The 24,050-nt window shown below is 66.4% G+C and carries 28 protein-coding genes and 1 tRNA gene; 16 read left to right on the forward strand and 13 right to left on the reverse strand.

All coding sequences use genetic code 11. The features are described 5' to 3' along the window. The first annotated feature begins 59 nt into the window (after window positions 1–59). The 3 genes from DD542_RS01790 to DD542_RS01795 are packed head-to-tail and all read left to right on the forward strand — an operon-like array spanning window position 60 to window position 858. Complete coding sequence (locus DD542_RS01790; RefSeq protein ID WP_127803370.1) at window positions 60–362, forward strand: urease subunit gamma; 303 nt, start codon at window positions 60–62, stop codon at window positions 360–362. 15 nt (window positions 363–377) lie between these two features. Continuing rightward, complete coding sequence (locus DD542_RS23510; protein WP_164868317.1) at window positions 378–539, forward strand: hypothetical protein; 162 nt, start codon at window positions 378–380, stop codon at window positions 537–539. Window positions 540–549: 10 nt separating this feature from the next. Continuing rightward, complete coding sequence (locus DD542_RS01795) at window positions 550–858, forward strand: urease subunit beta (protein ID WP_127803372.1); 309 nt, start codon at window positions 550–552, stop codon at window positions 856–858. Window positions 859–861: 3 nt separating this feature from the next. Here the strand turns inward: DD542_RS01795 and DD542_RS01800 are convergent, their stop codons facing one another. After that, window positions 862–1,854, reverse strand: a complete 993-nt coding sequence (locus DD542_RS01800; RefSeq protein ID WP_206610751.1) for a hypothetical protein — start codon at window positions 1,852–1,854, stop codon at window positions 862–864. 354 nt (window positions 1,855–2,208) lie between these two features. Between DD542_RS01800 and ureC the strand changes: the two genes are divergently transcribed. From ureC to DD542_RS01825, 5 genes are all read left to right on the forward strand, one after another. Continuing rightward, a complete protein-coding gene (gene ureC, locus DD542_RS01805; protein WP_127803376.1) occupies window positions 2,209–3,927 on the forward strand; it encodes an urease subunit alpha in 1,719 nt (572 codons plus the stop codon). Window positions 3,928–3,947: 20 nt separating this feature from the next. Next, on the forward strand, window positions 3,948–4,535 hold the full coding sequence (gene ureE / locus DD542_RS01810) for an urease accessory protein UreE (protein ID WP_127803378.1): 588 nt from the start codon (window positions 3,948–3,950) through the stop codon (window positions 4,533–4,535). Next, complete coding sequence (locus tag DD542_RS01815; protein ID WP_079364762.1) at window positions 4,516–5,232, forward strand: urease accessory protein UreF; 717 nt, start codon at window positions 4,516–4,518, stop codon at window positions 5,230–5,232. Before ureE ends, DD542_RS01815 begins: the two co-directional genes overlap by 20 nt. A gap of 11 nt (window positions 5,233–5,243) precedes the next feature. Beyond that, window positions 5,244–5,909: an urease accessory protein UreG gene (ureG, locus tag DD542_RS01820; protein WP_127803380.1), complete on the forward strand. Its 666-nt coding sequence runs from the start codon at window positions 5,244–5,246 to the stop codon at window positions 5,907–5,909. Window positions 5,910–5,940: 31 nt separating this feature from the next. Beyond that, a tRNA-Ser gene (locus tag DD542_RS01825) sits at window positions 5,941–6,028 on the forward strand. A 177-nt stretch (window positions 6,029–6,205) separates the two neighbouring features. Here DD542_RS01825 and DD542_RS01830 read toward each other — a convergent pair. Next, window positions 6,206–7,120 (reverse strand): class I SAM-dependent methyltransferase, encoded by a 915-nt coding sequence (locus DD542_RS01830; RefSeq protein WP_164868318.1) that lies wholly within the window; start codon window positions 7,118–7,120, stop codon window positions 6,206–6,208. Window positions 7,121–7,498: 378 nt separating this feature from the next. Here DD542_RS01830 and DD542_RS01835 point away from each other — a divergent pair, with 378 nt between their 5' ends. Continuing rightward, the gene (locus DD542_RS01835; RefSeq protein ID WP_164868319.1) at window positions 7,499–9,091 is read left to right on the forward strand and encodes a glycosyltransferase family 39 protein; all 1,593 of its coding nucleotides are present in this window, start codon (window positions 7,499–7,501) and stop codon (window positions 9,089–9,091) included. Window positions 9,092–9,098: 7 nt separating this feature from the next. On the opposite strand, the gene hemW is transcribed toward DD542_RS01835, so the two are convergent. From hemW to DD542_RS01860, 5 genes are read right to left on the reverse strand one after another with little or no spacing between them, the layout of a single operon-like run. Further along, complete coding sequence (gene hemW / locus DD542_RS01840) at window positions 9,099–10,319, reverse strand: radical SAM family heme chaperone HemW (protein ID WP_127803386.1); 1,221 nt, start codon at window positions 10,317–10,319, stop codon at window positions 9,099–9,101. Next, window positions 10,316–10,924, reverse strand: coding sequence for an RdgB/HAM1 family non-canonical purine NTP pyrophosphatase (rdgB, locus tag DD542_RS01845; protein WP_066158513.1), 609 nt, complete (start codon window positions 10,922–10,924; stop codon window positions 10,316–10,318). The genes hemW and rdgB overlap by 4 nt, the downstream gene beginning before the upstream one ends. Beyond that, complete coding sequence (gene rph, locus DD542_RS01850) at window positions 10,921–11,649, reverse strand: ribonuclease PH (RefSeq protein WP_066158515.1); 729 nt, start codon at window positions 11,647–11,649, stop codon at window positions 10,921–10,923. Before rph ends, rdgB begins: the two co-directional genes overlap by 4 nt. Before the next feature lie 9 nt (window positions 11,650–11,658). After that, the gene (locus DD542_RS01855; protein ID WP_079364556.1) at window positions 11,659–12,558 is read right to left on the reverse strand and encodes a protein phosphatase 2C domain-containing protein; all 900 of its coding nucleotides are present in this window, start codon (window positions 12,556–12,558) and stop codon (window positions 11,659–11,661) included. Continuing rightward, window positions 12,555–13,562 (reverse strand): serine/threonine-protein kinase, encoded by a 1,008-nt coding sequence (locus tag DD542_RS01860; RefSeq protein ID WP_066255659.1) that lies wholly within the window; start codon window positions 13,560–13,562, stop codon window positions 12,555–12,557. Before DD542_RS01860 ends, DD542_RS01855 begins: the two co-directional genes overlap by 4 nt. A 61-nt stretch (window positions 13,563–13,623) precedes the next feature. Here DD542_RS01860 and DD542_RS01865 point away from each other — a divergent pair, with 61 nt between their 5' ends. The 3 genes from DD542_RS01865 to rpoZ are packed head-to-tail and all read left to right on the forward strand — an operon-like array spanning window position 13,624 to window position 15,398. Further along, the gene (locus DD542_RS01865) at window positions 13,624–14,541 is read left to right on the forward strand and encodes a YicC/YloC family endoribonuclease (protein ID WP_127803388.1); all 918 of its coding nucleotides are present in this window, start codon (window positions 13,624–13,626) and stop codon (window positions 14,539–14,541) included. Between the two features lie 4 nt (window positions 14,542–14,545). Then, window positions 14,546–15,166 (forward strand): guanylate kinase, encoded by a 621-nt coding sequence (gene gmk / locus DD542_RS01870; RefSeq protein ID WP_127803391.1) that lies wholly within the window; start codon window positions 14,546–14,548, stop codon window positions 15,164–15,166. Window positions 15,167–15,194: 28 nt separating this feature from the next. Then, a complete protein-coding gene (rpoZ, locus tag DD542_RS01875; RefSeq protein WP_066158523.1) occupies window positions 15,195–15,398 on the forward strand; it encodes a DNA-directed RNA polymerase subunit omega in 204 nt (67 codons plus the stop codon). Window positions 15,399–15,476: 78 nt separating this feature from the next. Here rpoZ and nadA read toward each other — a convergent pair whose 3' ends face one another. Together nadA and nadC are read right to left on the reverse strand one after the other, a co-directional pair. Further along, on the reverse strand, window positions 15,477–16,580 hold the full coding sequence (gene nadA, locus DD542_RS01880; protein ID WP_127803394.1) for a quinolinate synthase NadA: 1,104 nt from the start codon (window positions 16,578–16,580) through the stop codon (window positions 15,477–15,479). 8 nt (window positions 16,581–16,588) lie between these two features. After that, window positions 16,589–17,452, reverse strand: a complete 864-nt coding sequence (gene nadC, locus DD542_RS01885; protein ID WP_127803397.1) for a carboxylating nicotinate-nucleotide diphosphorylase — start codon at window positions 17,450–17,452, stop codon at window positions 16,589–16,591. Between the two features lie 81 nt (window positions 17,453–17,533). Here nadC and panB point away from each other — a divergent pair, with 81 nt between their 5' ends. After that, window positions 17,534–18,424 carry a 3-methyl-2-oxobutanoate hydroxymethyltransferase gene (panB, locus tag DD542_RS01890; RefSeq protein WP_127803398.1) on the forward strand — a complete coding sequence of 297 codons (891 nt, stop codon included), beginning with the start codon at window positions 17,534–17,536 and terminating at the stop codon, window positions 18,422–18,424. A gap of 41 nt (window positions 18,425–18,465) precedes the next feature. Then, window positions 18,466–19,332, forward strand: a complete 867-nt coding sequence (gene panC / locus DD542_RS01895; protein WP_066158529.1) for a pantoate--beta-alanine ligase — start codon at window positions 18,466–18,468, stop codon at window positions 19,330–19,332. Here panC and DD542_RS01900 read toward each other — a convergent pair. From DD542_RS01900 to DD542_RS01915, 4 genes are all read right to left on the reverse strand, one after another. Further along, the gene (locus DD542_RS01900; protein ID WP_127803400.1) at window positions 19,329–20,351 is read right to left on the reverse strand and encodes an NAD(P)H-dependent glycerol-3-phosphate dehydrogenase; all 1,023 of its coding nucleotides are present in this window, start codon (window positions 20,349–20,351) and stop codon (window positions 19,329–19,331) included. The genes panC and DD542_RS01900 overlap by 4 nt on opposite strands. Before the next feature lie 21 nt (window positions 20,352–20,372). Then, window positions 20,373–20,816, reverse strand: a complete 444-nt coding sequence (gene secB, locus DD542_RS01905) for a protein-export chaperone SecB (RefSeq protein WP_066158533.1) — start codon at window positions 20,814–20,816, stop codon at window positions 20,373–20,375. 97 nt (window positions 20,817–20,913) lie between these two features. After that, window positions 20,914–21,171 carry a glutaredoxin 3 gene (gene grxC / locus DD542_RS01910; protein WP_066255680.1) on the reverse strand — a complete coding sequence of 86 codons (258 nt, stop codon included), beginning with the start codon at window positions 21,169–21,171 and terminating at the stop codon, window positions 20,914–20,916. A gap of 13 nt (window positions 21,172–21,184) precedes the next feature. Beyond that, complete coding sequence (locus DD542_RS01915) at window positions 21,185–21,595, reverse strand: rhodanese-like domain-containing protein (protein ID WP_066158536.1); 411 nt, start codon at window positions 21,593–21,595, stop codon at window positions 21,185–21,187. Between the two features lie 109 nt (window positions 21,596–21,704). Here DD542_RS01915 and gpmA point away from each other — a divergent pair, with 109 nt between their 5' ends. Together gpmA and DD542_RS01925 are read left to right on the forward strand one after the other, a co-directional pair. Next, complete coding sequence (gene gpmA / locus DD542_RS01920; RefSeq protein WP_066158861.1) at window positions 21,705–22,448, forward strand: 2,3-diphosphoglycerate-dependent phosphoglycerate mutase; 744 nt, start codon at window positions 21,705–21,707, stop codon at window positions 22,446–22,448. 117 nt (window positions 22,449–22,565) lie between these two features. Further along, a complete protein-coding gene (locus DD542_RS01925) occupies window positions 22,566–24,041 on the forward strand; it encodes a S41 family peptidase (RefSeq protein WP_127803402.1) in 1,476 nt (491 codons plus the stop codon). Window positions 24,042–24,050 lie beyond the last annotated feature (9 nt).

The raw sequence follows: 24,050 nt of genomic DNA on the forward strand, positions 1-24,050 counted from the left end.
GTGCCGGCCCCGGGAGGGCACGGGATTTGCTGTCAGACCCCAAAGAACAAGGACCGACCATGGAACTGACACCGAGAGAAAAAGACAAGCTGCTGATCTTCACCGCCGCCCTGCTGGCCGAGCGGCGCAAGGCCCGTGGCCTCAGGCTCAACTACCCCGAAGCCGTGGCCCTGATCAGCGCCGCCGTGATGGAAGGCGCCCGCGACGGCAAGACCGTCGCCCAGCTCATGAGCGAAGGCCGCACGGTGCTCACCCGCGACGACGTGATGGAGGGTGTGCCCGAGATGATTCCCGACATACAGGTCGAAGCCACCTTTCCGGACGGCACGAAGCTCGTGACGGTCCACACACCCATCGACTGATTTCCGGAGCAACACATGAAACACCTCATCGGGCCCACGCTTGTCCTTGCCACCCTCCCCGCGTTCGCCCACGAAGGCCACGGCCTCTTCGGCAGCCACTGGCACGCCACCGATGCGCTCGGTTTTGTCGGCGTGGCCGCGCTGGTCGGCTTCGCCATCTGGATGTCCCGCAAGTAGGGCCACGCGCATGATCCCCGGTGAACTACTGATCGGCGAGGGCGAACACACCCTCAACCCCGGCCGCGCCACGCTGACCCTGGTGGTGCAGAACACCGCCAACCGCCCGGTGCAGGTCGGTTCGCACTACCACTTTGCCGAGACCAACGCGGCCCTGTCCTTCGACCGCGCCGCCGCGCAAGGCAAGCGCCTGAACATCGCCAGCGGCACCGCGGTGCGCTTCGAGCCCGGCCAGCAGCGCACGGTGGAGCTGGTGGATTTCTCCGGCGACCGAGTCGTGTACGGCTTCCGCGGTCTGACCCAGGGCCCCCTGGCCTGAGCCTCAGTGCGAAATGGTGGTGTTCGTCACCACCGGCTGGCCGGGCGCGGCCAGCACAAAGAAGCCCGGCAGCCCGGCGGTGCCGAAGCGTGTGGCCGGGTTGCGCACGAACACCGAGTTGGACAGCGTCATGAGGCCGCTGCGGTCGTTGCTCACATAGAACACCGCGCTGCCGCCCTCGACACCATAGTTGTCGCTGACCATGCTGCCGTAGACCGACAGCGTGAAGCTGTTGCCGTCGTTGTAGATGGCACCGCCGCTGCCGCCGCCGGGGGTGCCTGCCCGGGCCGGGTTGGCGCCGTTGCCCACCGCCGAGTTGTGCGTGAGCAGGCTGTTGTAGACGCTGTAGGACACGCCGATGCTGCTGAGCGCCCCGCCGTTGGAGCAGCTGTTGCCCAGACCCAGCCCACCGCCGAAGGTGCTGCCCACCACATACACCGGCCGGTTCTGGTAGATGCTGAGCACCCGCACGGCGCCGCCGCCCATGTCGGGGCCGGTGGTCTCGCAGCGGTTGCGGGTGAAGACACTGTTGACGATCTTGAACTGCCCGCCGCGCACGAAGATCGCGCCACCGCCGCCCCCATCGGTGAGCTGGCCGGTGGAGTTGCCCTGCGTGAAGCCGATGTTCTGCACCGTCAGGCGGGGCGTCTCCTGGTTGTTGCAGTGCGAGGTGGTCCAGACCTGGGCCGGGTCGCAGGTGTTCTGGTAGAGGATGCGCACGCGGTCACCGCCGCTGAGCGTCACCAGACCGCCGCCGTCGAGCGTGACGTCGGGCCGGTTGTTGAAGACCTTGGCCGTGCTCGGCAGGGTGATGGTGACCGGGTTCGGCCCGCAGTTGAACCGGATCTTGCCGCCCAGGGCCACCGCATCCACCACCGCCTGCCCGGTGCAGCTGGCGGGGGTGCCACTGCCGATCACGTGATCGGGCTGGCTGGTGTTGACCGGCTGTCCCGCCGCAGGCACCGCCACCCGGCCGCCCGGTGTTCCGGCCTGCACAGGCGCGCCAGTGGTCGCATCTCCACCGCCATCTCCTTCCCCGTCAACGCCACCCCCGCCACCACCACCGCATGCGGCAAGCAATACAGGCAGCGCCAGGGCTGCGGCCACAAAGGAAGCTGGAGCAGAAGTTCTCATCGGCAACCCGATACGGAAGAAAGAGGGGAGAGGTGGGAGCCGCCCCGCTGACGGACGCCCTGGCACGGTTCATGCACCGACCGGTGCACAGACGACTGTAAGCACCAGAAGCCTTCAGAGACAAGCAGACAAACGAAAAGACTGTGTGCGGTCGTTACTCGGCCGCGCTACCGCCACACCCCCGCTCCCACTCCAGCGAACCAAGCCCAAAAGATCATGGCCAGCATTCCCAAACGCGCTTACGCCGACATGTTCGGCCCCACCGTCGGCGACCGCGTGCGTCTGGCCGACACCGGCCTGCTGATCGAGGTCGAGAAAGACTTCACCCTGGCCGCCGGCGGCTACGGTGAGGAAGTGAAATTCGGCGGCGGCAAGACCATCCGCGACGGCATGGCGCAAAGCCAGCGCACGCGCGCCGAAGGCGCCGTCGACACCGTGCTCACCAACGCCCTCATCGTCGACCACTGGGGCATCGTCAAGGCCGACATCGGCCTCAAGGACGGTCGCATCGTGGCCATCGGCAAGGCCGGCAACCCGGACACCCAACCGGGCGTGGACATCGTCATCGGCGCGGGCACCGAGATCATCAGCTGCGAGGGCAACATCGTCACCGCCGGCGGCATCGACAGCCACATCCACTTCATCTGCCCGCAGCAGGTGGACGAGGCCCTGGCCTCGGGCGTGACCACCATGCTCGGCGGCGGCACCGGCCCCGCCACCGGCACCTTTGCCACCACCTGCACACCCGGCCCCTGGCACATCGAGCGCATGCTGCAGGCCGCCGATGGCCTGCCCATGAACATCGGCTTCCTGGGCAAGGGCAACGCCAGCCAGCCGGCGCCGCTGCGCGAGCAGATCGAGGCCGGCGTGATCGGCCTGAAGCTGCACGAAGACTGGGGCACCACGCCGAGTGCCATCAGCAACTGCCTGGACGTGGCCGAGGAGACCGACACCCAGGTCGCCATCCACTCCGACACGCTCAACGAATCGGGCTTTGTCGAAGACACCATCGCGGCGACCAAGGGCCGCACGCTGTGCGCCTTCCACACCGAAGGCGCGGGTGGCGGCCACGCGCCCGACATCATCCGCGTGGTCGGTGAGGTGAACTTCCTGCCCTCGTCCACCAACCCGACCATGCCCTATACCGTCAACACGCTCGACGAACACGTCGACATGCTGATGGTCTGCCACCACCTGGACGCGTCAATTCCCGAAGACCTGGCCTTCGCAGAGAGCCGCATCCGCCGCGAAACCATCGCCGCCGAGGACATCCTGCACGACATGGGCGCGATCAGCATCATGAGCAGCGACAGCCAGGCCATGGGACGCGTCGGCGAGGTGGTGATCCGCACCTGGCAGACCGCGGACAAGATGAAGTCGCAGCGCGGCGCGCTGCCCGAGGACAGCTCGCGCAACGACAACTTCCGCGTCAAACGCTACATCGCCAAGTACACGATCAACCCGGCCATCGCACACGGCATGTCGCACATCGTGGGTTCGCTCGAAGTCGGCAAATGGGCCGACCTGGTGATCTGGAAACCGGCCTTCTTCGGCGTCAAGCCGGCCCTGGTCCTCAAGGGTGGCAGCATTGCGCTGGCCTCCATGGGCGACCCCAACGCCTCCATCCCGACGCCGCAACCGGTGCACTACCGGCCGCAGTTCGGCGCTTTCGGCAGTGCGCTGGCCAGAGGCAGCTTCAGCTTCGTGTCTCAAGCGGCGCAGGCCGCAGGCGTGGCGCAGCGATACGGCCTGGCCAAGACCACGGTGGCGGTGCAGCACTGCCGCGGCGTCACCAAGGCCAGCATGGTGCACAACAGCTACCTGCCGAAGATGGAGATCGACCCGCAGCGCTACACCGTGCGCGCCGACGGCGTGCTGCTGACCTGCGAGCCCGCCAGCAAACTTCCCATGGCCCAGCGATACTTCCTGTTTTGATAGCAAAACAGGGAAGTTCCATGCTCCAAGTCTCCAAACTCGTCCCACAGGGCAAGGGCCTGGCGCCGGTGCTGGTGCGCCGCGCCGCCACCGTCACGCTCGACTGGGATGTGCGCCAGAAAAGCCGCTTCGACGCCGAGTCCTCGGACGGCCGCCGCGTCGGCGTGTTCCTGCCGCGCGGCACCGTGGTGCGCGGCGGTGACGTGCTGATCACGCAGGACGGTTCGCTGCTGCGCGTGATCGCCGCGCCGCAGCCGGTGCTCAGGATCACCGCCTGCACCGACCACCACCACGGTCACGACCACGACCCCGCCTTCGACCTCATGCGCGCGGCCTACCACCTGGGCAACCGCCACGTGCCGATCGAGCTGCAGCCCGACCACCTGAAGATCGAGCCCGACCACGTGCTGGCCGACATGCTGCGCGCCATGCATCTGAACGTGGCCGAGGTGCGCGAGCCCTTCGAACCCGAGGGCGGTGCTTACGCCGCGGGCCATGGACACGGCCATCACCACGGTGGTGACCACGGCCACAGCCATGACCACGATCACCATGGGCACGACCATGGTCACGGTCACCACCCCGCGCATGCCCACGACCACGGCTGACGCCCCGGCCAGCGTGGCGGCGGGCCTGCTGCACACGCTCTGGCTCGCCTCGCCGGCCCTGCCGGTCGGCGGCTTCTCGTATTCAGAAGGGCTGGAGGCGGCGGTGGACGCCGGGCTCGTGCACGACGAGGCCAGCGCCGCCGGCTGGCTCACCGACCAGCTGCAGCTCTCGCTCGCGCGCAGCGACCTGGCGGTGGTGGCGCAGGCCATTCCCGCCTGGCAGGCCGATGACCTGGCCCGCATCCGTGCTCTCAATGAATGGGTGCTCAGCACCCGCGAGACCCAGGAGTTCCGCCTGCAGACCGAACAGATGGGGCGCTCGCTGCAGGCCTGGGCGCAGTCGCTCGGTGCGCTCGGCGGCGATGTGCTGCAGCGCCTGCAGGCCGCCGACCTGCAACCACCCACCTACCCGGTCGCCATGGCCTGCGCCGCCGCGGCCTCGGGCGCCGCCCTGGCCGACAGCCTGGCCGGCTTCGCCTTCGGCTGGGCCGAGAACATGGTGCAGGCCGCGATCAAGTCGGTGCCGCTGGGCCAGAGTGCGGGCCAGCGCATGCTGGCGCGACTGGTGGCGGACATACCCGCCGCCGTGGCCCACGCGATGTCGATGGGAGACGACGACCGGCAGGCCTTCACGCCCCTGCTCGCCATCCTGAGCGCCCGCCACGAAACCCAGTACTCACGGCTTTTCCGTTCCTGAAGACGCACACGATGACCGCCCTGCACCACATCCCCCACCGCACCAAGACCCTGCCCCCGCTGCGCGTGGGCATCGGCGGCCCCGTCGGCTCCGGCAAGACCACGCTGCTCGAAATGCTGTGCAAGACCATGCGCGAGCGCTACGACCTGGTCGCCATCACCAACGACATCTACACCAAGGAAGACCAGCGCCTGCTCACCGTCAGCGGCGCGCTGCCGGCCGAACGCATCATGGGCGTCGAAACCGGCGGCTGTCCCCACACCGCCATCCGCGAGGACTGCTCCATCAACCTCGAAGCCATCGACCGCATGCTCGGCGACTTCCCGGACGCCGACATCGTGTTCGTCGAATCCGGCGGCGACAACCTGGCCGCCACCTTCAGCCCCGAGCTGAGCGACCTCACCATCTACGTGATCGACGTGGCGGCCGGCGAGAAGATCCCGCGCAAGGGCGGCCCCGGCATCACCAAGAGCGACCTGTTTGTCATCAACAAGACCGACCTGGCCCCGCACGTGGGCGCCGACCTGGAGGTGATGAAACAGGACACCGCGCGCATGCGGCCAGACACCGCGCGCAAGCCCTGGGTGATGACCAACCTCAAGACCCTGGACGGCGTGCAGGACGTGGTGCGCTTCATCGAACAGCGCGGCATGCTGACCGCCTCAGCCTCGAACTGAGCACGCAGGCGGCTACAATGCCGCCCACTCCGGAGACGTGGGAGAGTGGTTTAATCCAGCGGTCTTGAAAACCGCCGACCCGCAAGGGTCCGTGAGTTCGAATCTCACCGTCTCCGCCAGGACATCAGGAAGAATGCGGCCTCCGGGCCGCATTTTTGTTTCTAAACACCATTGTTTCTACCATCAATTTTTCGATTGTGATGGTCGACAGTGGACGGCAATAGACAAGATCGACTGCTGACTCGGCATCCTTGAATGCTTCTCCATAGTGGCACCCTCGTCCGCTCATGGGTCAATCAAACTGACCGCAGTGTAGCGTGAACAGTTCGAGGAATGTAAATTGGAAGTTCGCTTCTATTCGAGCGAATCGCAAGAGCCGTCTGATTCTCCTTGAATGAAGGCAGCAGAGAAAACACTAGTCGCGTCAACCTGTTTTTCAGTGTTGGATTGGGAAGGACGTCAACAATGCTGAAAAAGTAGTGCCTTTCGATGCGGTAGCCGAGGCACATCAGCAACTCTGCAATTTCTGCTTTCGTGTACTCCCTCCAGTGCCCGTTCACGATTTCGAGGCTCCCCGGTGTTACCTGCTCGATGTAGGTCGCAATAGGCTGAAGCATGGATTTGCCGAACAGGAATCCAACTCTATTTCTGTAATAGGCCAGATTCGGCAGAGACAGATAAAATAGCGAATCCTTTGCACCAATACGATTTATCTCTTTAATCAGCGGTACCGGATTAAAGTTTAAGTGTTCAAGAACCTCGGTCATGATGATGATATCGAAGCGCTCGTCGTCGAACGGCATAAGGTATTCCTGCAGACGTACCGATGCTCTCGTAACGCCGTTTCGGCCGAATCGCTCGATCTGTTCCGGCATCTCCATATACTCAGGGATGTCAGCAGCTACCACATCAAGGCCAAACTTCTTAAGGGTGAGGCACACCAACCCGAAAAAGGCACCGATCTCGAGTACGCGCTTGGCTCCCGTCTTTCGAGAGAAGTCAAGCACGTCGCAAATCGTTCGCACGTACTCATGGCGGTGAGACGCCAGATAACTGGGCCACTCTGGATTCTCATCCCGAACGGCGGCCCTACCATCAACATGAAGGTCGAAATGGCGAAACTCCTCCTGCATTGTCGCGTCAAGGACTTCTTCGACAGTCTGCCGGAGCGACTTCGTGCCACTGCTGCCGTGCCACTCTACATTGGTCATACGCATCCTTGTTGCCATCAATAAACTTTGCTGGTGTCTTTGAAATCGTACCGTATTACTGTCTCTCCGTAACTGAATAGTACGCTCCGGCGCCGCGTGCCGAGAACACGTGAAGTCCCCTCGTATTTCGAAGCCAGTCAGTCAGTTCATCGCGGCCCGTTTCTGTTTTCCACCCATCACCCGACCCATCGTCGGCGGTGGCACCTTGTCACCACCGACGACAGCGAAATGGCCCGCTGCCCCAGGCTCAGGTTTTCCTTAAGAAAATCAAGGATCTCTTAAGTTCGCGTGCGTATAGTGCCGCCTCTGCGGAGCATGCCGTCGCCGCCACCGGTGCGGCGGGCATCGGCCCCGACACCAGACGAATCGGGGGAGATCATGGCCACCACCGCACCAGCGACCACACACCGTTTGCCCGCCGTGCGAGACCTGCTGCGCTCGAACGGCCTGTGGCTCTGGCTGATCGTTGCCGCGGGCAGCACCCTGCGCCTGCAGCAATTCATCTTCAACCGCTCCTTCTGGCACGACGAAACCCTGCTGGCGACGGCGTTCGCTGACCGGGGTTTTGCGCAGCTGGTCTTTGAACCACTGGCCAACAACCAGGCGGCCCCGGTCGGCTACCTGGTGCTGGTGAAGCTGGTGACTGTCCTGCTGGGCACCCACGAATGGACGCTGCGCCTGGTGTCCCTGCTCAGCGGCCTGGCCACGCTGCCGCTGACGGTGGCCCTCGCCCGGCTGGCTTTTGCTTCGTCGGTAGCCCGCGCCACCCTGGTGGGGTTGGTGTCGATCTCGCCGGTGCTGGTGTACTACAGCGCCGAGTTCAAGCAGTACCAGGGCGACGTGCTCGGCACCCTGCTCATTCTGTGGCTGACGCTGCGGTTCAGGCCCGACCACTGGCGCGAGGATGCGTTCTGGCTCGCGCTGGCGGGCGCCGTCGGCATCTGGTGCTCCCACGCAATACTTTTCGTGCTCGCCGGCAGCGGGCTCGCGCTCTGGCTGGAGATGGCGCGGCGACGGGATCTCAGGGCCTGGCTCGCGGTGAATGCCGTTGGCCTGGTCTGGCTGACCAGCTTCGTGGCCGACTACCTCGTGGCCCTCCGGTCGGTGCCGCACAACGCCTACCTCGCCGGCTTCTGGGCTGCCAGCTTCGCCCCCATTCCCCCCTCCACGCTGGCCGACCTCCACTGGTTCCGGGAAGCGGCCCTGGGCCTGGTGTACCTGTGCTTCCTGCAGATGGGCACGGCGTTCCGCGAGGTGCTACCCGGCTGGTTCAGCGGTTCGGTGCACGCGCTGCTGGCCCTGACCGTGCTGGGCAGCGTGGCGCTGGCGTTCCAGCGGGTGCGGGCCGCCGCCATGGGCGCTGTCACGCTGATGGCGGTGCTGGGAGCCTCCGCGCTCCACCAGTACCCGTTCCGCGCCCGCCTGATCCTGTTTCTGGTGCCGTTCGTGTTCCTCGCTCTGGCGGCCCTGGTGCAGCAGCTGCACGAGCTGCCCCTTCGGCGGGCAGCCCCCTGGCTGGCGGCGGGCCTGGCCGCTGGCGTCTTGTGGATGCCCCTGCGTCTGAGCCTGCACTTCGTCCGGCACCCCCACAACTACCAGGACATCCGGGGCGCCTTGCAGTTCATCGCCGACCACCGCCAGCCCGGTGACCACGCCATGCTCAGCAGCTGGACCTACCCCGCCTACAGCTTCTACGCCCCCCGCACGGGGCTGGCCGACCTGCCCCGGTTCGTCTACCAGCCCACCATCAACGAGATCCACAACATCCGCTCCACGGTACGGCGCATCTGCCAGGACCCAGCCTCGGGCCGGACCTGGGTGCTGGCCACCAACCAGATCGTGGCCAACAACCTGGCGTTCCTGGACGCGCTCCGCAGTGTGTCCCCGCCCCTGCAAACCTACCTGCTGGAGGGTGGGGCCCTGTTCCTGCACGACTTCCGGCCCACCGGGTACTGCCAGCGCTACCGCTGAACCTGAGTCAGCCGGGCAGGAACAGCGACTGAAGGTCGCTCAGGAAATCGAAACCGCGTGTGGTGGGCGCCACCCACACACCGTCCTGCGCCAGCCAGCCCTTGGCCAGACCTTCGCGCAGCGCGCCATCGATGGCGGAGAGCGGCAGACCGGTTCGGGCGCTGAAGTCCGTCAGGCTGAAGCCCTCGCGCAGCCGCAGCGCGTTGAGCATGTACTCGAACGGCAGGTCGCGCCGCGCGACCTCCTCCACGCCCACCACCGCGTCGCCCGCCATGGCCTTGTCCATGTACAGCCGCGGCTCGCGCGCCCGCACCTGTCGCACCACCCGGTGCGCGAAACTCAGCTTGCTGTGGGCGCCTGCGCCGATGCCCAGGTAGTCGCCGAACTGCCAGTAGTTCTGGTTGTGCCGGCAGCGGTGGCCGCGCCGCGCATAGGCCGACACCTCGTAGCGCTCCAGTCCCTCCGCGGTCGTCAGCTCGGTGATGCGGTCGAGCATCGCGTAGGCATCGTCGTCCTCGGGCACCACCGGCGGGAACTTGGCGAACACCGTGTTGGGCTCGATGGTCAGGTGGTAGATCGAGATGTGTGGCGGGTTGAAGCCGAGCGCGGTGCGGATGTCGTCCTCGCACTGCGCCAGCGTCTGGCCCGGCAGCGCGTACATGACGTCCAGGTTGAAGGTGTCGAACGCGCCCGCCGCCTCTTCCACCGCCGCCATGGCCTGCGCGCGATCGTGCACCCGGCCCAGGACCTTCAGGTGCGCGTCGTGGAAGCTCTGCACGCCGATCGACAGGCGCGTCACGCCCGCCTGCCGGAAGGCCCGGAAGCGCTCCTTCTCAAAGGTGCCGGGGTTGGCTTCGAGCGTGATCTCGGCATCGGCGTCCAGGCGCGTCAGCGCCCGCACGTCGCCCAGCAGGCGGTCGATCGCCTCGGGCGAGAACAGGCTGGGCGTGCCGCCGCCGATGAACACGCTGTGGATGGGACGCCCCCAGATCAGCGGCAGCGCGGCCTGCAGGTCGGCCCGCAGCGCATCCAGGTACGGTTGCTCGGGCAACGGCTGGCCCGGTGCCGAGGTCGCGCTCCACTCGTGCGAGTTGAAATCGCAGTACGGACACTTTTTCAGGCACCAGGGCAGGTGGATGTAGAGCGACAGCGGCGGCAATCCCTGCAGCTGCAGGGTGCCGGGGCGCATCCAGTGGCGGATGTCGCTCCAGTGCGGGGTCTCGTTCATGGCTGGGCGAACCAGCGCTCGCGCATGAGGGAGAGCATCTGCTGCGCTGCCTTGCCGCGGTGGCTGTTGGCGTTCTTCACTTCGGCGGGCAGCTGGGCAAAGGTCTTGCCGAACGGGGGCAGCAGCAGCACGGGATCGAAACCAAAGCCCTGGTCGCCGATGGGCTCCTGCGTGATCAGTCCCGCTGCACGGCCCGTGGCCACCAGCGGCTCCGGATCGTCGGCGCTGCGCAGCGCCACCAGCGTGCTCACCAGCGCCGCGCGGCGGTCGGTGATGCCCCGCATCTGCTCCAGCAGCGCCCGCACGTTGTTGTCGTCGCCTTTCTCGTAACCGAACTGCGTGGCGTAGAAGGCCGTGTCCACGCCCGGCAGACCGCCAAAGGCCTCGACGCACAGGCCCGCGTCGTCGGCCAGTGCGGGCAGGCCGCTCACCTGCGACGCGTGGCGCGCCTTGGCCAGCGCGTTCTCGATGAAGGTCTTGTGCGGCTCGGGCGCCTCGGGAATGCCCAGATCGGCCTGGCGCACCAGTTCCACGCCCAGCGGCGCGAACAGGGCCTGCAGCTCGGCCAACTTGCCCTGGTTGTTGGAGGCGAGGACCAGTTTCATTCGCCGAGCGACTTCTTCTGCGCCACGATCAGCTCGCCGATGCCCTTGTCGGCCAGCGCCAGCAGCGCGTCCATTTCCCTGCGGGTGAAGGCTGCGCCCTCGGCCGTGCCCTGCACCTCCACGTAGTGGCCGGCACCGGTCATCACCACGTTCATGTCGGTGTCGCAGGCCGAGTCTTCGACGTACTCCAGGTCCAGCAGCGGCTGGCCGTCCAGGATGCCGACCGAAATCGCAGCCACGTGGTCCTTGATCGGGGAAGCACCCAGCTTGCCTTCGGCAATCAGCTTGTTGACCGCATCCTGGGCCGCGACGAACGCACCGGTGATGCTCGCGGTGCGCGTGCCGCCGTCGGCCTGCAGCACGTCGCAGTCCAGCGAGATCGTGCGCTCGCCCAGGGCCTTGAGGTCAAACACCGCGCGCAGCGAGCGACCGATCAGGCGCTGGATCTCCTGCGTGCGCCCGCTCTGCTTGCCCTTGGCGGCCTCACGGCTGCTGCGGGTGTGGGTGGCGCGCGGCAGCATGCCGTATTCGGCCGTCACCCAGCCTTCGCCACTGCCCTTCTTGTGCGGCGGCACCTTTTCCTCCACCGAAGCAGTGCACAGCACCTTGGTGTGGCCGAACTCGATCAGCACCGACCCTTCGGCGTGCATGGTGTAACCGCGGGTGATGCGCACCGGGCGCAACGAATCGTTGGCCCGCTGACCGGGCCGGCTGGAAATGCTCATGGGAAAACCTCAGGAATTGCGTTCGGCGGTGCGCCGGATCGCTTCATTGATCTCGGCGATCGAACGCTCGATCGCCTCGTCGTCCATGTCCTCGATCGTGGGATCGGGCACACCGGACTGGATGGTGGATGCAAAGACACCCTCTTCGATCTCTTCGGTGGAAATGCGCGTGGTCTGGTACTCGTCCGGGGTTTCCCACTCCATCGCCAGCACCGTCACGTTGTCGCAGCGCGGGCCGCCGCGCTTGAGCGCCATCTCGACCAGCTCGGGCACCGCCTGCTCCAGCGGCTGCGACGCCATTTCGGAGGCGATCTCGAAGTCCTTGACCGTGCCCCAGAGCCCGTCGGAGCACAGCAGCACGCGGTCGCCCTGCTGCAGTTGCACCGGCCCGGAGAGATCGAACACCGGCTTGGCCGGCGACCCCAGACAGGTGAACAGGATGTTGCGGTTGATGTGCGAAGTGGCACGCCCCAGGTGCGCCTGCTGCTCCATATAGGAGTGGTCGCGCGTACGTGTGAGCAACTCGCCGTTGCGGATCAGGTAGAGACGCGAGTCGCCGCAGTGCACCCAGTGCATGGAACCACGCTCCATCACCGCTGCCACCAGCGTCGTGCGGGGCGTGTCCAGCATGCCCTTCTCGGCGGCGTAGCGGATGATCTGGTGGTGGGCCGCCATCAGCGCACTGGAGAGGAACTCCGGCACTTCCTTGACCGTCGGGTTGGCGGCCTTCTGGAAGTAGGCCGACAACGTCTGCAGCGCCAGTTGCGCTGCCATCGCCCCCTCGGGGTGTCCACCCATGCCGTCGGCCAGCACGAACAGACCGGATTCGCGGGTGTAGGCATAGCCCATCCGGTCTTCGTTGCGCTCCCGACCGCCCTGACGGCTGATCTGGTAGACCGAGAACTTCATTTGAACTTGGTTCCGCCAGCGGTGGTCTTGCGGGTCGACTTCTTGTTGTCCGAGACAATGTTGTCGAACTGCAGGCGCATCTTCTCGGCCACCGTCAGCTTGGTGTAGCTGCGTTCGGTCTCGCGGCTGAGCTCCTTCTGCAGGGCGAACACCGATTGCGGGCGGGACAGCGGATCGAGCGACATGCACCATTCGACCACCTCGATCAGGTTGTCGGAGTACACACCGCGCAGACGGGACAGCGCCAGCGACAGGCGGTCTTTCTCCAGCCGCTGCGGCGCGTCGTTGGGCGGATAGCCCTGCATGCTGGCATAGATGCAGGCGCCGATGGCGTAGATGTCGGTCCACGGCCCCATGCTCGAATCGCGGCGGTACATCTCGGGCGCGGCAAAGCCGGGCGTGTACATCGGGCGGATGAAGTTGCCTTCCTTGCTCAGCACCTCGCGCGCGGCGCCGAAATCGATCAGCACCGCCCGGTTGTCGTCGGTGATGAAGATGTTGGCCGGCTTGATGTCCAGGTGCAGCATCTTGTGCTGGTGCACGATCCGCAGACCGCGCAGCACCTCGTCATAGAGCGAACGGATGGTCGACTCGCGAAACACCTTCTGCTTTTTCAGCTCGCGCGCGGTGATGATGAACTCCTGCAGGGACGAGCCCTCCAGGTAGTTCATGACCATGTACACGGTCTCGTTCTCGCGGAAGAAATTCAGCACGCTCACCACCGACTGGTGGGAGATCTGGGCCAGGGCGCGGCCTTCCTCGAAGAAGCTCTTGAGGCCCAGGCGGTAGAGCGACAGCTTTTCGGGCTGGACCTGCGGCAGCAGTTCGCCCGGAGCGCGGGTGGCCAGCGACGACGGCAGGTATTCCTTGACGGCCACCTGCTGACCTTCGGTGTCGACAGCCAGGTAAACGACGCCAAAACCGCCCGCCGCCAGCTTGCGAACGATCCGGTAACCACCGATCACCGTGTCCGGTGGCAAGGAAGCTGGTTTGACCTTTGACATAATTCGGGAGGAGTCCGGAACGCCTCGTTGTGGACCATTCAACCGGATCGGACCCAGTCTCATGGCAGTTTACAGCATGACCGGCTATGCCACGGCCCAGTACACCGGGCCTGCGGACGAGGCCGGCCGCGATCCCCTGCCCGTGCTGGGCATGGAGATTCGATCGGTCAACAGCCGCTTCCTGGACCTGGCCTTCAAGATGTCCGACGAGCTGCGCGGCACCGAGCCGGCACTGCGGGAGCTGCTCGGCGCGCGCCTCAAACGCGGCAAGGTCGAGGTCCGCGCCTGGATCGAAGGTCGCACGGAAAGCGGGCTGCGCACCCCCTCACCCGCCGAGCTGCAGCGTCTGGTCGGTCTGCAGGACAGCATCGTCGCCTGGCACCCCAAGGCCGCACCGCTGTCGGTCGCCGAACTCATCCAGCTGACCTCCCGCCAGCAGGCCCTGCCCAGCGGGCTGCACGACCACCTGATCGCCCTCGCCCAGACCGTTCTGGACAGCTTTTTGGGTGCGCGTGAACGCGAAGGCAAACGGCTGGCCGACATGCTGCTGGACCGCCTGAAGCAGTTGCGCCTGCTCGCCCGCGAAGCCCAACCGCTGATCCCCGAACTGGTGGCCCAGCAGCGTCAGCGCTTCATCGACCGCTGGAACGAGGCGCTGGGCGCCGGCAACGCCAGCGGCACACCGACCCTGTCCACCGACGCGGTGCAGGAACGCGCCCTGGCCGAGGCCACCGCCTTCGCCATCCGCATCGACGTGGCCGAAGAACTGACCCGGCTGGACTCCCACCTGGTGGAGATCGAGCGGCTCATCAAAAAGGGCGGCGATGTGGGCAAACGGCTGGACTTTCTGATCCAGGAACTGCACCGCGAAGCCAACACCCTGGGCTCCAAGTCCTCCAGCCTCGAACTCACCCGCATTTCGGTGGACATGAAGGTGCTGATCGAGCAGATGCGTGAACAGGTCCAGAACCTGGAATGAACTGATGCAATACCCGGGAAACCTGTTTGTTGTTGCGGCCCCCAGCGGGGCCGGAAAATCCAGCCTGGTCAAGGCCCTCATGGAGCTCGACCAGCGCGTCTCGCCCTCCATCTCGCACACCACCCGGGCGCCGCGTGGCCAGGAGGTGCATGGTCGCGAGTACTACTTCGTCAGCCGCGAAACCTTCGACCAGATGGTGGCACAGGATGCGTTCCTGGAATGGGCGCACGTGCACGGCAACCGCTACGGCACCTCCAAGCACGCGATCGAGCAGCGCATGGCCCAGGGAGCCGACGTGGTCCTGGAGATCGACTTCCAGGGTGCCATCCAGGTCAAGCGCATCTTTCCGAACGCCGTGCTGATCTTCATCCTGCCGCCCAGCTGGGAGGAACTGCGTTCCAGGCTGGAGCGGCGCGCCGAGGACAGCGCCGACGTGATCGAGGTCCGCCTCAAGAATGCCGCCCAGGAGATGGCGCACGCCAAGGAATTCGATTTCGTTATAATCAACGAGTCGTTCGAGCGCGCCTTGTTCGACCTCAAGGCCATCGTCCACGCGCAGCGCCTGCGGTTCACCGCCCAGCGCATCGCCCGCAGCGACACCTTCCAGGCGCTCAACATCTCCTGATACCCCGCTTTCCTACCGAGGCCCGCTCATGGCACGCATCACCGTCGAAGACTGTCTGGAAAAGATCCCCAACCGCTTTCAGCTGGTGCTGGCGGCCACCTACCGTGCCCGCATGCTCAGCCAGGGTCATGCACCGAAAATCGAAAGCAAGAACAAGCCTGGCGTGACCGCCCTGCGCGAGATCGCCGAAGGCAAGGTTGGCCTGGAGATGCTCAAGAAAGTGCCGACCTGATCAATCAAGATCGGATCTGCCCCACAGAAAAAGCCCGCTGATCAGCGGGCTTTTTCTTTGGCCTGGAGGGTCGCCCGATCAGGCCGCTCCAATGTTGGGAACCAGCGCACCCGCGTCCTGACCGGCCTTGTGCGCAGCCGTGAAGGCCAGCATGCGGTCGATGGGCAGGCGCGCGCGCGGGATCAGCGCCGGGTCGACGTGAATCTGGTTCTCACCCGTCTCCAGCACGCGGGCCACGCCCGCCAGGCCGTTCATGGCCATCCAGGGGCAGTGTGCGCAGCTCTTGCAGGTGGCGCTGTTGCCGGCCGTGGGCGCCTCGATGAAAACCTTGCCCGGGTTTTGCTGGCGCAGCATGTGCATCATGCCGTTGTCGGTGGCCACGATGAATTCCGGTGCGTCCATCTCGTGCGCCGCCTTCAGGATGCCGGAGGTCGAGCCCACCGCATCGGCCAGCTTCACCACCTCGGCCGGGCTTTCCGGGTGCACCAGCACCTTGGCCTTGGGATGTTCCATCTTGAGCGCCTCCAGCTCGAAGGCCTTGAACTCATCGTGCACGATGCAGGAACCTGTCCACATCAGCATGTCAGCGCCGGTTTCGCGCTGGATGTAGCCGCCCAGGTGTTTGTCGGGCGCCCACAGGATCTTGTGGCCCTTGTCCTTGAGTGCGCGAACGATGTCCAGCGCGCAGCTGGAGGTGACCAGCCAGTCCGAACGCGCCTTCACGGCCGCGCTGGTGTTGGCGTAGACCACCACCGTGCGGTCCGGGTGCTGGTCGCAGAAAGCGCTGAACTCGTCGATCGGGCAGCCCAGATCCAGCGAGCAGTTGGCGTCCAGGTCGGGCATCAGCACCGTCTTCTCGGGCGAGAGGATCTTGGCCGTCTCGCCCATGAAGCGCACCCCCGACACCACCAGCGTTTGCGCCGCATGATCACGGCCGAAACGCGCCATCTCCAGCGAGTCGCTGACGATCCCACCAGTCTCGATGGCCAGGTCCTGCAGGTCCGGGTGCACGTAGTAGTGCGAGACCATGACCGCGTTGCGCTCCTTGAGCAGGCGGCGGATGCGCTCCTTGAGTTCGGCGCGCTGGCTGGGAGCGGGCTCGACCGGCACCCGCGCCCAGGCGTGTCTGGTCGGGCAGGCCGGCTGTTCGTATTCGACGTCGATGATGGCGTTGGCGGTCATGTCGGCCCTCAGAGGGTTTCGAAACGCATGGAAAAATCGGTGGCCTTCACGTCCTTGGTCAGGGCTCCGATGGAGATGCGGTCGACCCCGGTTTCCGCAAGAGCGCGCACGGTGTCGAGGTTGACGCCCCCCGAAATTTCAAGGATGGCACGGCCGGCGTTGCGGCGCACCGCCTCCTGCAGCGTCGGTATGTCCATGTTGTCCAGCAGGACCATGGTCGCGCCGCAGGCCAGGGCCTCGTCCAGTTGCGCCAGCGTCTCGACCTCGATCTCGACGAAACGCGCCTGAGGGGCTGTTTCCTGCACCCGCTTGAGCACCGCGGCCACGCCGCCCGCCGCAGCGATGTGGTTTTCCTTGATCAGCACCGCGTCGTACAAGCCGATGCGGTGGTTCACGCCGCCGCCCGTCTTGACGGCGTACTTCTGCGCCAGGCGCAGGCCGGGGATGGTCTTGCGCGTGTCGACGATGGCCGCGCGCGTGCCCCTCACAGCGTCCACGAACACCGACGTCTTGGTCGCCACCCCGGACAGCAGTTGCAGGAAGTTGAGCGCGGTGCGTTCGGCAGTCAGCAGGGCCTGGGCGTTGCCCTCGATGTGCAGGACCACCTGGTCGGCGGCACAGCGCCCACCTTCCTCCACCTGCCAGTTCAGGCGCGCCGACGGATCGCAGGCCCGCACCGCCGCCTCTACCCAGGGGCGACCGCAGATCACCGCGGTTTCGCGGGCCAGGATGCGGGCCCGGGCCGGACGGCGGGCATCGACCAGCGCGGCGGTCAGGTCACCCGCGCCGACGTCCTCGGCCAGCGCGCGCGTGACGTCGGCTCGCGCCAGTTCGGCCACGTCCGAGGCATCGAATTCAGAGAGGTGTTTCATGGGGCGGAGCATAACGGGAACGAATGGGCGGGATGGACTATAGTGCGCCCCAAATCGACCACCCGCCGAGGGGACATCACCATGAGCCAGACCGCCTCCCTAGCACCCGCCACCGGCACACCCTACGGCACCCTGCCCTCGGCGTCTCCGCTGCCGCAGCGCAAGCCGGTCAGCCTGCCCCGGCTGCAGGAAATGCGCGACCGCGGCGAAAAGATCACCATGCTCACCGCCTACGACGCCACCTTCGCGGCGGTGGCGGACGCCGCCGGTGTGGAGTGCATCCTGATCGGCGATTCGCTGGGCATGGTCTGCCAGGGGCTGTCGAGCACCGCCGGCGTCACGCTGGAGACCATGGTCTACCACACCGAAAGCGTGGTGCGTGGCCTGCGCCGGGTGCAGGGCACCGCTTGGGTCATCGGCGACCTCCCGTTTGGCAGCTACCACGAGTCGAAGGAACAGGCCATGCGCAGCGCAGCGCAGCTGCTGCACGCGGGTGCCCACATGATCAAGCTCGAAGGTGGTGGCTGGACCGCCGACACCGTCCGTTTTCTGGTCGAACGCGGCGTCCCGGTCTGCGCCCACCTGGGCCTGACGCCCCAGACCGTTCACTCGCTCGGCGGCTACCGCGTGCAAGGCCGCGACGAAGCCGCGGCGCGCACCCTGCGTACGCAAGCGCTGGAGCTGCAGGACGCTGGCGCCACCATGCTGGTGCTGGAGATGGTGCCAGCAGCCCTGTCCGCCGAGATCACGGCGGCGCTGCCCACCTGCCACACCATCGGCATCGGCGCCGGCAAAGGCACGGCTGGCCAGGTGCTGGTGATGCACGACATGCTGGGCATCAACCTGGGCAAGAACCCCAAATTCGTTCGCAACTTCATGGATGGCGCCGCCAGCGTGCGCGATGCCATGGCCGCCTATGTCGTCGCCGTGAAGGACGGCAGCTTCCCGGACGACAAGCTACACGCCTGGTAAATCCTTCCCGCGGCACCACCCGACCCACCCTGCCCCCTCACATGCAACTCGTCCACACCATTGCCGACCTGCGCGACGCGCTGGCCCCCTTCCAGTCCCCTGCCTTCGTTCCCACGATGGGCAACCTCCACGATGGTCACCTCGACCTGGTCCGCCAGGCACAACCGCTGGGCGACGTGACGGTGTCCAGCATCTTCGTCAACCGGCTGCAGTTCGCCCCGCATGAGGACTTCGACACCTACCCGCGCACCCTGCAGGCCGACTGTGCCCGGCTGGAACAGGCCGGCTGCGACATCGTCTTTGCGCCGCCCGAGAAGGAGCTGTACCCGGAGCCACAGGGCTACAAGATTCAGCCGCCCGCGGATCTGGCGGACATTCTGGAAGGCCACTTCCGGCCCGGCTTCTTCATCGGCGTCTGCACCGTGGTGATGAAGCTGTTTCAGTGCGTCTTCTCCGAAGCCAAAGGCCCGCGCTACGCGCTGTTCGGCAAGAAGGACTACCAGCAGCAGATGGTGATCCGCCGCATGGTGCAACAATTCTGCATGCCGATTCAGGTCCTGGCCGGTGAAACGCAGCGGGCCGCCGACGGGCTGGCGCTCAGCTCTCGCAACGGCTACCTGAGCGAGTCCGAGCGCGCTGAAGCGGTGCAGCTGTCGATGTCGCTGCGCGCGCTGGCGCGCGACGCTCTGGCCGCCGCCGGCTCGCTGCCCGAGAAGCGCGAGGCGCTGGAAGCGCAGGCGATGCGCGCGCTGGCACTGCGCGGCTGGCAGCCCGACTACCTGACCGTGCGGCGCCGCGCCGACCTGCAGCCGCCGCGCGCGGAAGATGCGCTGACGCCGCTGTCGATGGTGGTGCTGGGCGCCGCCCGACTGGGTCGCACCCGCCTCATCGACAACTTCGAAATCTAGAAGGTTTCTTCCTTGGGGTCGCGCCCCATCAGGGCCGCGACCGCCTGGGCGGGCTGCAAGCGCCCGTCGAGCAGGGCCACCACGCCCTCGCTGATCGGCATGTCGACACCCAGCAGGCGGGCGCGCTGCACCACGGTCCGGGCGCTGTAGACACCCTCCGCCACGTGCCCCAGAGAGTCCACCGCCTGCTGCAGGCTCAACCCCTGCGCGAGCAGCTGGCCGACCTTGCGGTTGCGTGAGAGATCACCGGTCGCGGTCAGCACCAGATCCCCGAGACCCGAGAGCCCCATGAAGGTGTCGGCGCGCGCCCCCAGCGCCAGGCCCAGGCGGGTCATTTCCGCCAGCCCGCGCGTGATCAGCGCGGCCCGCGCGTTGAGCCCGAGCGCCAGGCCGTCGCACAGCCCGGTGGCAATCGCCAGCACGTTTTTGACCGCACCACCCACCTCGACCCCGACCGCGTCGTCGTTGGCATAGATGCGCAGCGACGGGCCGTGGAACGCGCTCACCAGGGCGTCGCGAACCTCGGCGTGGGCGCTGGCCGCCACCAGGGCGGTCGGCTGGCCGCGCGCCACTTCCTGCGCAAAACTGGGACCGCTGAGCACCCCCGCCTTCAGCCTGGGCGCCACGGCGGCCTGGATCTCGTGACCAAGCAGGCCCGGTGACCCACCACCCTCACGAGGCGCCTCGAAGCCCTTGCAGAGCCAGGCCACCGGCGAACCCTGGTCCGCCAGCCGCTCCAGCATGCCGCGCAGACCTGCCATCGGGGTGGCCACCACCACCAGATCGGCCCCGGCCAGCGCAGCGGTCGGCCAGGGCTCGGCATCGCCCGCCAGCCGCAGGGCCGGCGGCAGGGTCACGCCCTGGAGATATCGGGCGTTTTCACCCTCGGCCCGCATGGCAGCCACCTGCGCCGCGTCGCGCGCCCACAGGGTCACCTGGTGGGGAGTGCCCGGCAGACGGGCGGCCGCAATGGCCAGCGCCGTGCCCCAGGCACCGGCACCGAGAACGACGATGTTCATCGCCTGCGGTTCAAGCCTGGCTTACTGCGTGACAGCGCCGGCAGCCTGCGCCTGCTGCTGTTCGTACATGGCCTGGAAGTTGATTTCGGCCAGGTGCACCGGCGGGAAGCCGGCGCGCTGGATCAGGTCGGCCACGTTGCCGCGCAGGTAGGGGTACACGATCTGCGGGCAGGCGATGCCCATGATCGGGCCCATCTGGTCTTCCGGCAGGTTGCGGATCTCGAAGATGCCGGCCTGCTTGACCTCAACCAGGAACACGGTCTTGTCCTTGATCTTGGTCTGAACCGTGGCGGTCACAGCCACTTCGTACACGCCTTCGGCGGCAGGGGTGGCTTCCACGCCCAGCTGGATGTCGACCGAGGGCTGCTCCTGTTCCAGCAGGATGGCCGGGGAATTGGGCTGCTCCAGGGACGCCTCCTTGAGGTAGACGCGCTGGATCTGGAAAACGGGATCTTGGTCGGCCATAAGAGCTTTCGGATGATTCAGGAATGAACAGGGCCCGCCCGGGAAGTCTCCCGCAGCGGGCCCGAGGGCGGATTATCTCAGCAGTGCGGCAACGCTCTCAGCCCCGCAGCAGCGGCTCCAGACCGCCCTGGCGGTCCAGTGCGTGGAGGTCGTCGCAACCGCCCACGTGCGTCTGCCCGATGAAGATCTGCGGCACGCTGGTGCGTCCGGTGATCTGCGTCATCTGGGCGCGCACCTCGGGCCGGCCGTCCACCACGATCTCCTCGTAGTCGGTGACGCCGCGCTGCGCCAGCAGGGCCTTGGCACGGCTGCAGTACGGGCAATAGTCGCTGGAATAGATCTTCACGTGGGCCATGGTGCGCTCCGTTTCAGGCCTTTTCGACCGGCAGGTTGGCGGTGCGCCAGGCGCCCATGCCACCGGTCAGCGAATGGGCGTTCTCGTAGCCCAGCTTCTTGGCGATCGACACCGCGCGCTTGGAGCGCATGCCGGACGCACAGACCAGCACCAGCGGCAGGTTCTTGTTCTTCACCACACCAGCCAGCTTGGCCTCCAGCTCGGGCAGCGGCACGTTCTTCGCACCGGTCACGTGCCCGGCCGCGAACTCATCGGGCCCGCACACGTCCACCACCGCGGCTTTCTCACGGTTGATCAGCTGCACCACTTCGGCGGGGGTCAGGCCCGCCGCGCCGCCGCCCGAGGTCAGGGCGGGAAACATCAACATCCCGCCCGAGGCCAGGGCGATGGCAAACAGCATCCAGTTGTCGAGAAAAAAACTCACGAAGCACCTTTCAGGTCAGACAAGCCCGGGATTTTAGAATGTGGGGCTGTCCGGCGCGGTCCGGCCAGCCTCCATGCCCCTTTTTCCTGCTCCCAACGCCCTCACGCCCATGCACAAGCTCGTCCTGATCCGCCACGGCGAATCCACCTGGAACCTCGAAAACCGCTTCACCGGCTGGACCGACGTGGAGCTGACCCCCACCGGCGTCTCCCAGGCCATGTCCGCCGGCAAGCTGCTCAAGGCCGAGGGCTACGAGTTCGACATCGCCTACACCTCGGTGCTCAAGCGCGCCATCCACACGCTGAACTACTGCCTGGACGAGATGGACCGCAGCTGGCTGCCGGTGGTCAAGGACTGGCGCCTGAACGAGCGCCACTACGGTGGCCTGCAGGGCCTGAACAAGGCCGACATGGCCAAGCAGTACGGCGACGAGCAGGTGCTGATCTGGCGCCGCAGCTACGACACCCCGCCGCCCGCCCTGGAGGCCAACGACCCGCGCGGCCAGCGCCAGGACCTGCGCTACGCCAAGCTGCCGGCGGACGCCGTGCCGCTGACGGAATGCCTCAAGGACACCGTCGCCCGCGTGCTGCCCTGCTGGAACGACTCCCTGGCCCCGGCCATCAAGGCAGGCCAGCGCATCGTGATCGCCGCGCACGGCAACTCGATCCGCGCCTTGGTCAAGTACCTGGACAACATCGGCGACGCCGACATCGTGGGCGTGAACATCCCCAATGGCATTCCGCTGGTCTACGAACTGGACGCCGACCTCAAGCCCATCAAGAGCTACTACCTGGGCGACGCCGAAGCAGCCGCCAAGGCCGCCGCAGCCGTGGCCGCTCAGGGCAAACGCTGAACCGCCCGGACGGAACCGAATCACAAGGCTTGACTCCTAGGTGTATATTGGTTTGCAGGCCCGCGGCGCAACCGCCCGGGCCGGCGCTTTTTTCGGGGTGAATGGATGGGCAAGCAAGTGAATCAGAAGCTGAAGATCGTCGGCTGGGTGGCCGCAGGCGCCGTGGCCGGTGCGCTGACCACGGTGCAGCTTCAGGCGGTGGCGCGCGGCTCGCTCGCGCCCCTGCCGCTGGAAGAGCTGCAGCAGCTCGCCGCCGTGTTCGGCATGGTCAAGACCGACTACGTCGAACCGGTCGACGAGAAAAAGCTGATCTCCGAGGCGATTTCGGGCATGGTGTCCAGCCTGGACCCGCACTCCCAGTACTTTGACAAGAAGTCCTTCAAGGAATTTCGCGAAGGCACCAGCGGCCGGTTTGTCGGCGTGGGCATCGAAATCACCATGGAAGACGGCGTGGTCAAGGTGGTTTCGCCGATCGAGGATTCGCCCGCCTTCCGCGCCGGCCTCAAGTCCGGCGACCTGATCACCAAGATCGACGACACCGCCGTCAAGGGCCTGTCGATCAACGACGCCGTCAAGCTGATGCGTGGTGAGCCGCGCACCAAGGTGCTGCTGACGATCTTCCGCAAGGACGAGAACCGCAGCTTCCCGGTCACGATCACCCGTGAAGAGATCAAGACCCAGAGCGTCAAGAGCAAGCTGGTCGAACCCGGCTACGCCTGGGTGCGGGTCTCGCAGTTCCAGGACCGCACGGTGGAGGACTTCGCGCGCAAGGTCGAGGAACTGTACAAGGCCGGTCCGCTCAAGGGGCTGGTGCTGGACCTGCGCAACGACCCGGGCGGCCTGCTGGACGCCGCCGTGGCCCTGTCGGCGGCCTTCCTGCCCGAGAACGTCACGGTGGTCTCGACCAACGGCCAGCTCGCCGACAGCAAGTTCACCTACACCGCCAACCCGCAGCACTACCTGCGCCGGGGCGGCCCGGACCCGATCGCACGCCTCACCAAGGCGACCAACGGCGCACTCAAGACCGTGCCGCTGGTGGTGCTGGTCAACGAAGGCTCGGCCTCGGCCAGCGAGATCGTCGCCGGCGCGCTGCAGGACCACAAGCGCGGCACCATCCTGGGCAGCCAGACCTTCGGCAAGGGCTCGGTGCAGACCGTGCGCCCGCTCGGCCCCGACACCGGACTGAAGCTCACCACCGCCCGCTACTACACGCCGGGCGGCAAGTCGATCCAGGCCAAGGGCATCGTGCCCGACGTGATGGTCGACGAGACGCCCGAGGGCAACCTGTTTGCGGCGCTGCGCACCCGCGAGGCCGATCTGACCAAGCACCTGACCAACGGCGATGAGGCCAAGGCCGGCGAGCCGATGACGGACGCCCAGCGCGCAGCCGAACAGCAGCGCGACCAGGAGCGCGAACAGGCCCGCAAGCGGCTGGAAGAAGAGTCCAAGAAGAACCCGGGCCAGCGCCTGGTGCCGGAGTTTGGCAGCGACAAGGACTTCCAGCTGCAGCAGGCGCTCAACAAGCTCAAGGGCCGACCGGTGCTGGTCAGCAAGACCCTGACCGAGCGCCCCGAAGAGAAGAAAGAGAACTGATCACCGCCC

This window comes from Hydrogenophaga sp. NH-16 (assembly GCF_004006415.1).
GTDB lineage: Bacteria > Pseudomonadota > Gammaproteobacteria > Burkholderiales > Burkholderiaceae_C > Hydrogenophaga > Hydrogenophaga pseudoflava.

Coding starts and splice junctions, on each gene's coding strand:
- gmk (WP_127803391.1), top strand. CDS start 14,546: ATGCAATACCCGGGAAACCTGTTTGTTGTTGCGGCCCCCAGCGGGGCC.
- DD542_RS23510 (WP_164868317.1), top strand. CDS start 378: ATGAAACACCTCATCGGGCCCACGCTTGTCCTTGCCACCCTCCCCGCG.
- ureC (WP_127803376.1), top strand. CDS start 2,209: ATGGCCAGCATTCCCAAACGCGCTTACGCCGACATGTTCGGCCCCACC.
- rph (WP_066158515.1), bottom strand. CDS start 11,649: ATGAGCATTTCCAGCCGGCCCGGTCAGCGGGCCAACGATTCGTTGCGC.
- DD542_RS01830 (WP_164868318.1), bottom strand. CDS start 7,120: ATGACCAATGTAGAGTGGCACGGCAGCAGTGGCACGAAGTCGCTCCGG.
- DD542_RS01815 (WP_079364762.1), top strand. CDS start 4,516: ATGCCCACGACCACGGCTGACGCCCCGGCCAGCGTGGCGGCGGGCCTG.
- secB (WP_066158533.1), bottom strand. CDS start 20,816: ATGGCCGACCAAGATCCCGTTTTCCAGATCCAGCGCGTCTACCTCAAG.
- DD542_RS01865 (WP_127803388.1), top strand. CDS start 13,624: ATGGCAGTTTACAGCATGACCGGCTATGCCACGGCCCAGTACACCGGG.
- panC (WP_066158529.1), top strand. CDS start 18,466: ATGCAACTCGTCCACACCATTGCCGACCTGCGCGACGCGCTGGCCCCC.
- grxC (WP_066255680.1), bottom strand. CDS start 21,171: ATGGCCCACGTGAAGATCTATTCCAGCGACTATTGCCCGTACTGCAGC.
- rdgB (WP_066158513.1), bottom strand. CDS start 10,924: ATGAAACTGGTCCTCGCCTCCAACAACCAGGGCAAGTTGGCCGAGCTG.
- DD542_RS01900 (WP_127803400.1), bottom strand. CDS start 20,351: ATGAACATCGTCGTTCTCGGTGCCGGTGCCTGGGGCACGGCGCTGGCC.
- panB (WP_127803398.1), top strand. CDS start 17,534: ATGAGCCAGACCGCCTCCCTAGCACCCGCCACCGGCACACCCTACGGC.
- nadA (WP_127803394.1), bottom strand. CDS start 16,580: ATGACCGCCAACGCCATCATCGACGTCGAATACGAACAGCCGGCCTGC.
- hemW (WP_127803386.1), bottom strand. CDS start 10,319: ATGAACGAGACCCCGCACTGGAGCGACATCCGCCACTGGATGCGCCCC.
- DD542_RS01835 (WP_164868319.1), top strand. CDS start 7,499: ATGGCCACCACCGCACCAGCGACCACACACCGTTTGCCCGCCGTGCGA.
- ureE (WP_127803378.1), top strand. CDS start 3,948: ATGCTCCAAGTCTCCAAACTCGTCCCACAGGGCAAGGGCCTGGCGCCG.
- gpmA (WP_066158861.1), top strand. CDS start 21,705: ATGCACAAGCTCGTCCTGATCCGCCACGGCGAATCCACCTGGAACCTC.
- DD542_RS01795 (WP_127803372.1), top strand. CDS start 550: ATGATCCCCGGTGAACTACTGATCGGCGAGGGCGAACACACCCTCAAC.
- rpoZ (WP_066158523.1), top strand. CDS start 15,195: ATGGCACGCATCACCGTCGAAGACTGTCTGGAAAAGATCCCCAACCGC.
- DD542_RS01860 (WP_066255659.1), bottom strand. CDS start 13,562: ATGTCAAAGGTCAAACCAGCTTCCTTGCCACCGGACACGGTGATCGGT.
- nadC (WP_127803397.1), bottom strand. CDS start 17,452: ATGAAACACCTCTCTGAATTCGATGCCTCGGACGTGGCCGAACTGGCG.
- DD542_RS01855 (WP_079364556.1), bottom strand. CDS start 12,558: ATGAAGTTCTCGGTCTACCAGATCAGCCGTCAGGGCGGTCGGGAGCGC.
- DD542_RS01790 (WP_127803370.1), top strand. CDS start 60: ATGGAACTGACACCGAGAGAAAAAGACAAGCTGCTGATCTTCACCGCC.
- ureG (WP_127803380.1), top strand. CDS start 5,244: ATGACCGCCCTGCACCACATCCCCCACCGCACCAAGACCCTGCCCCCG.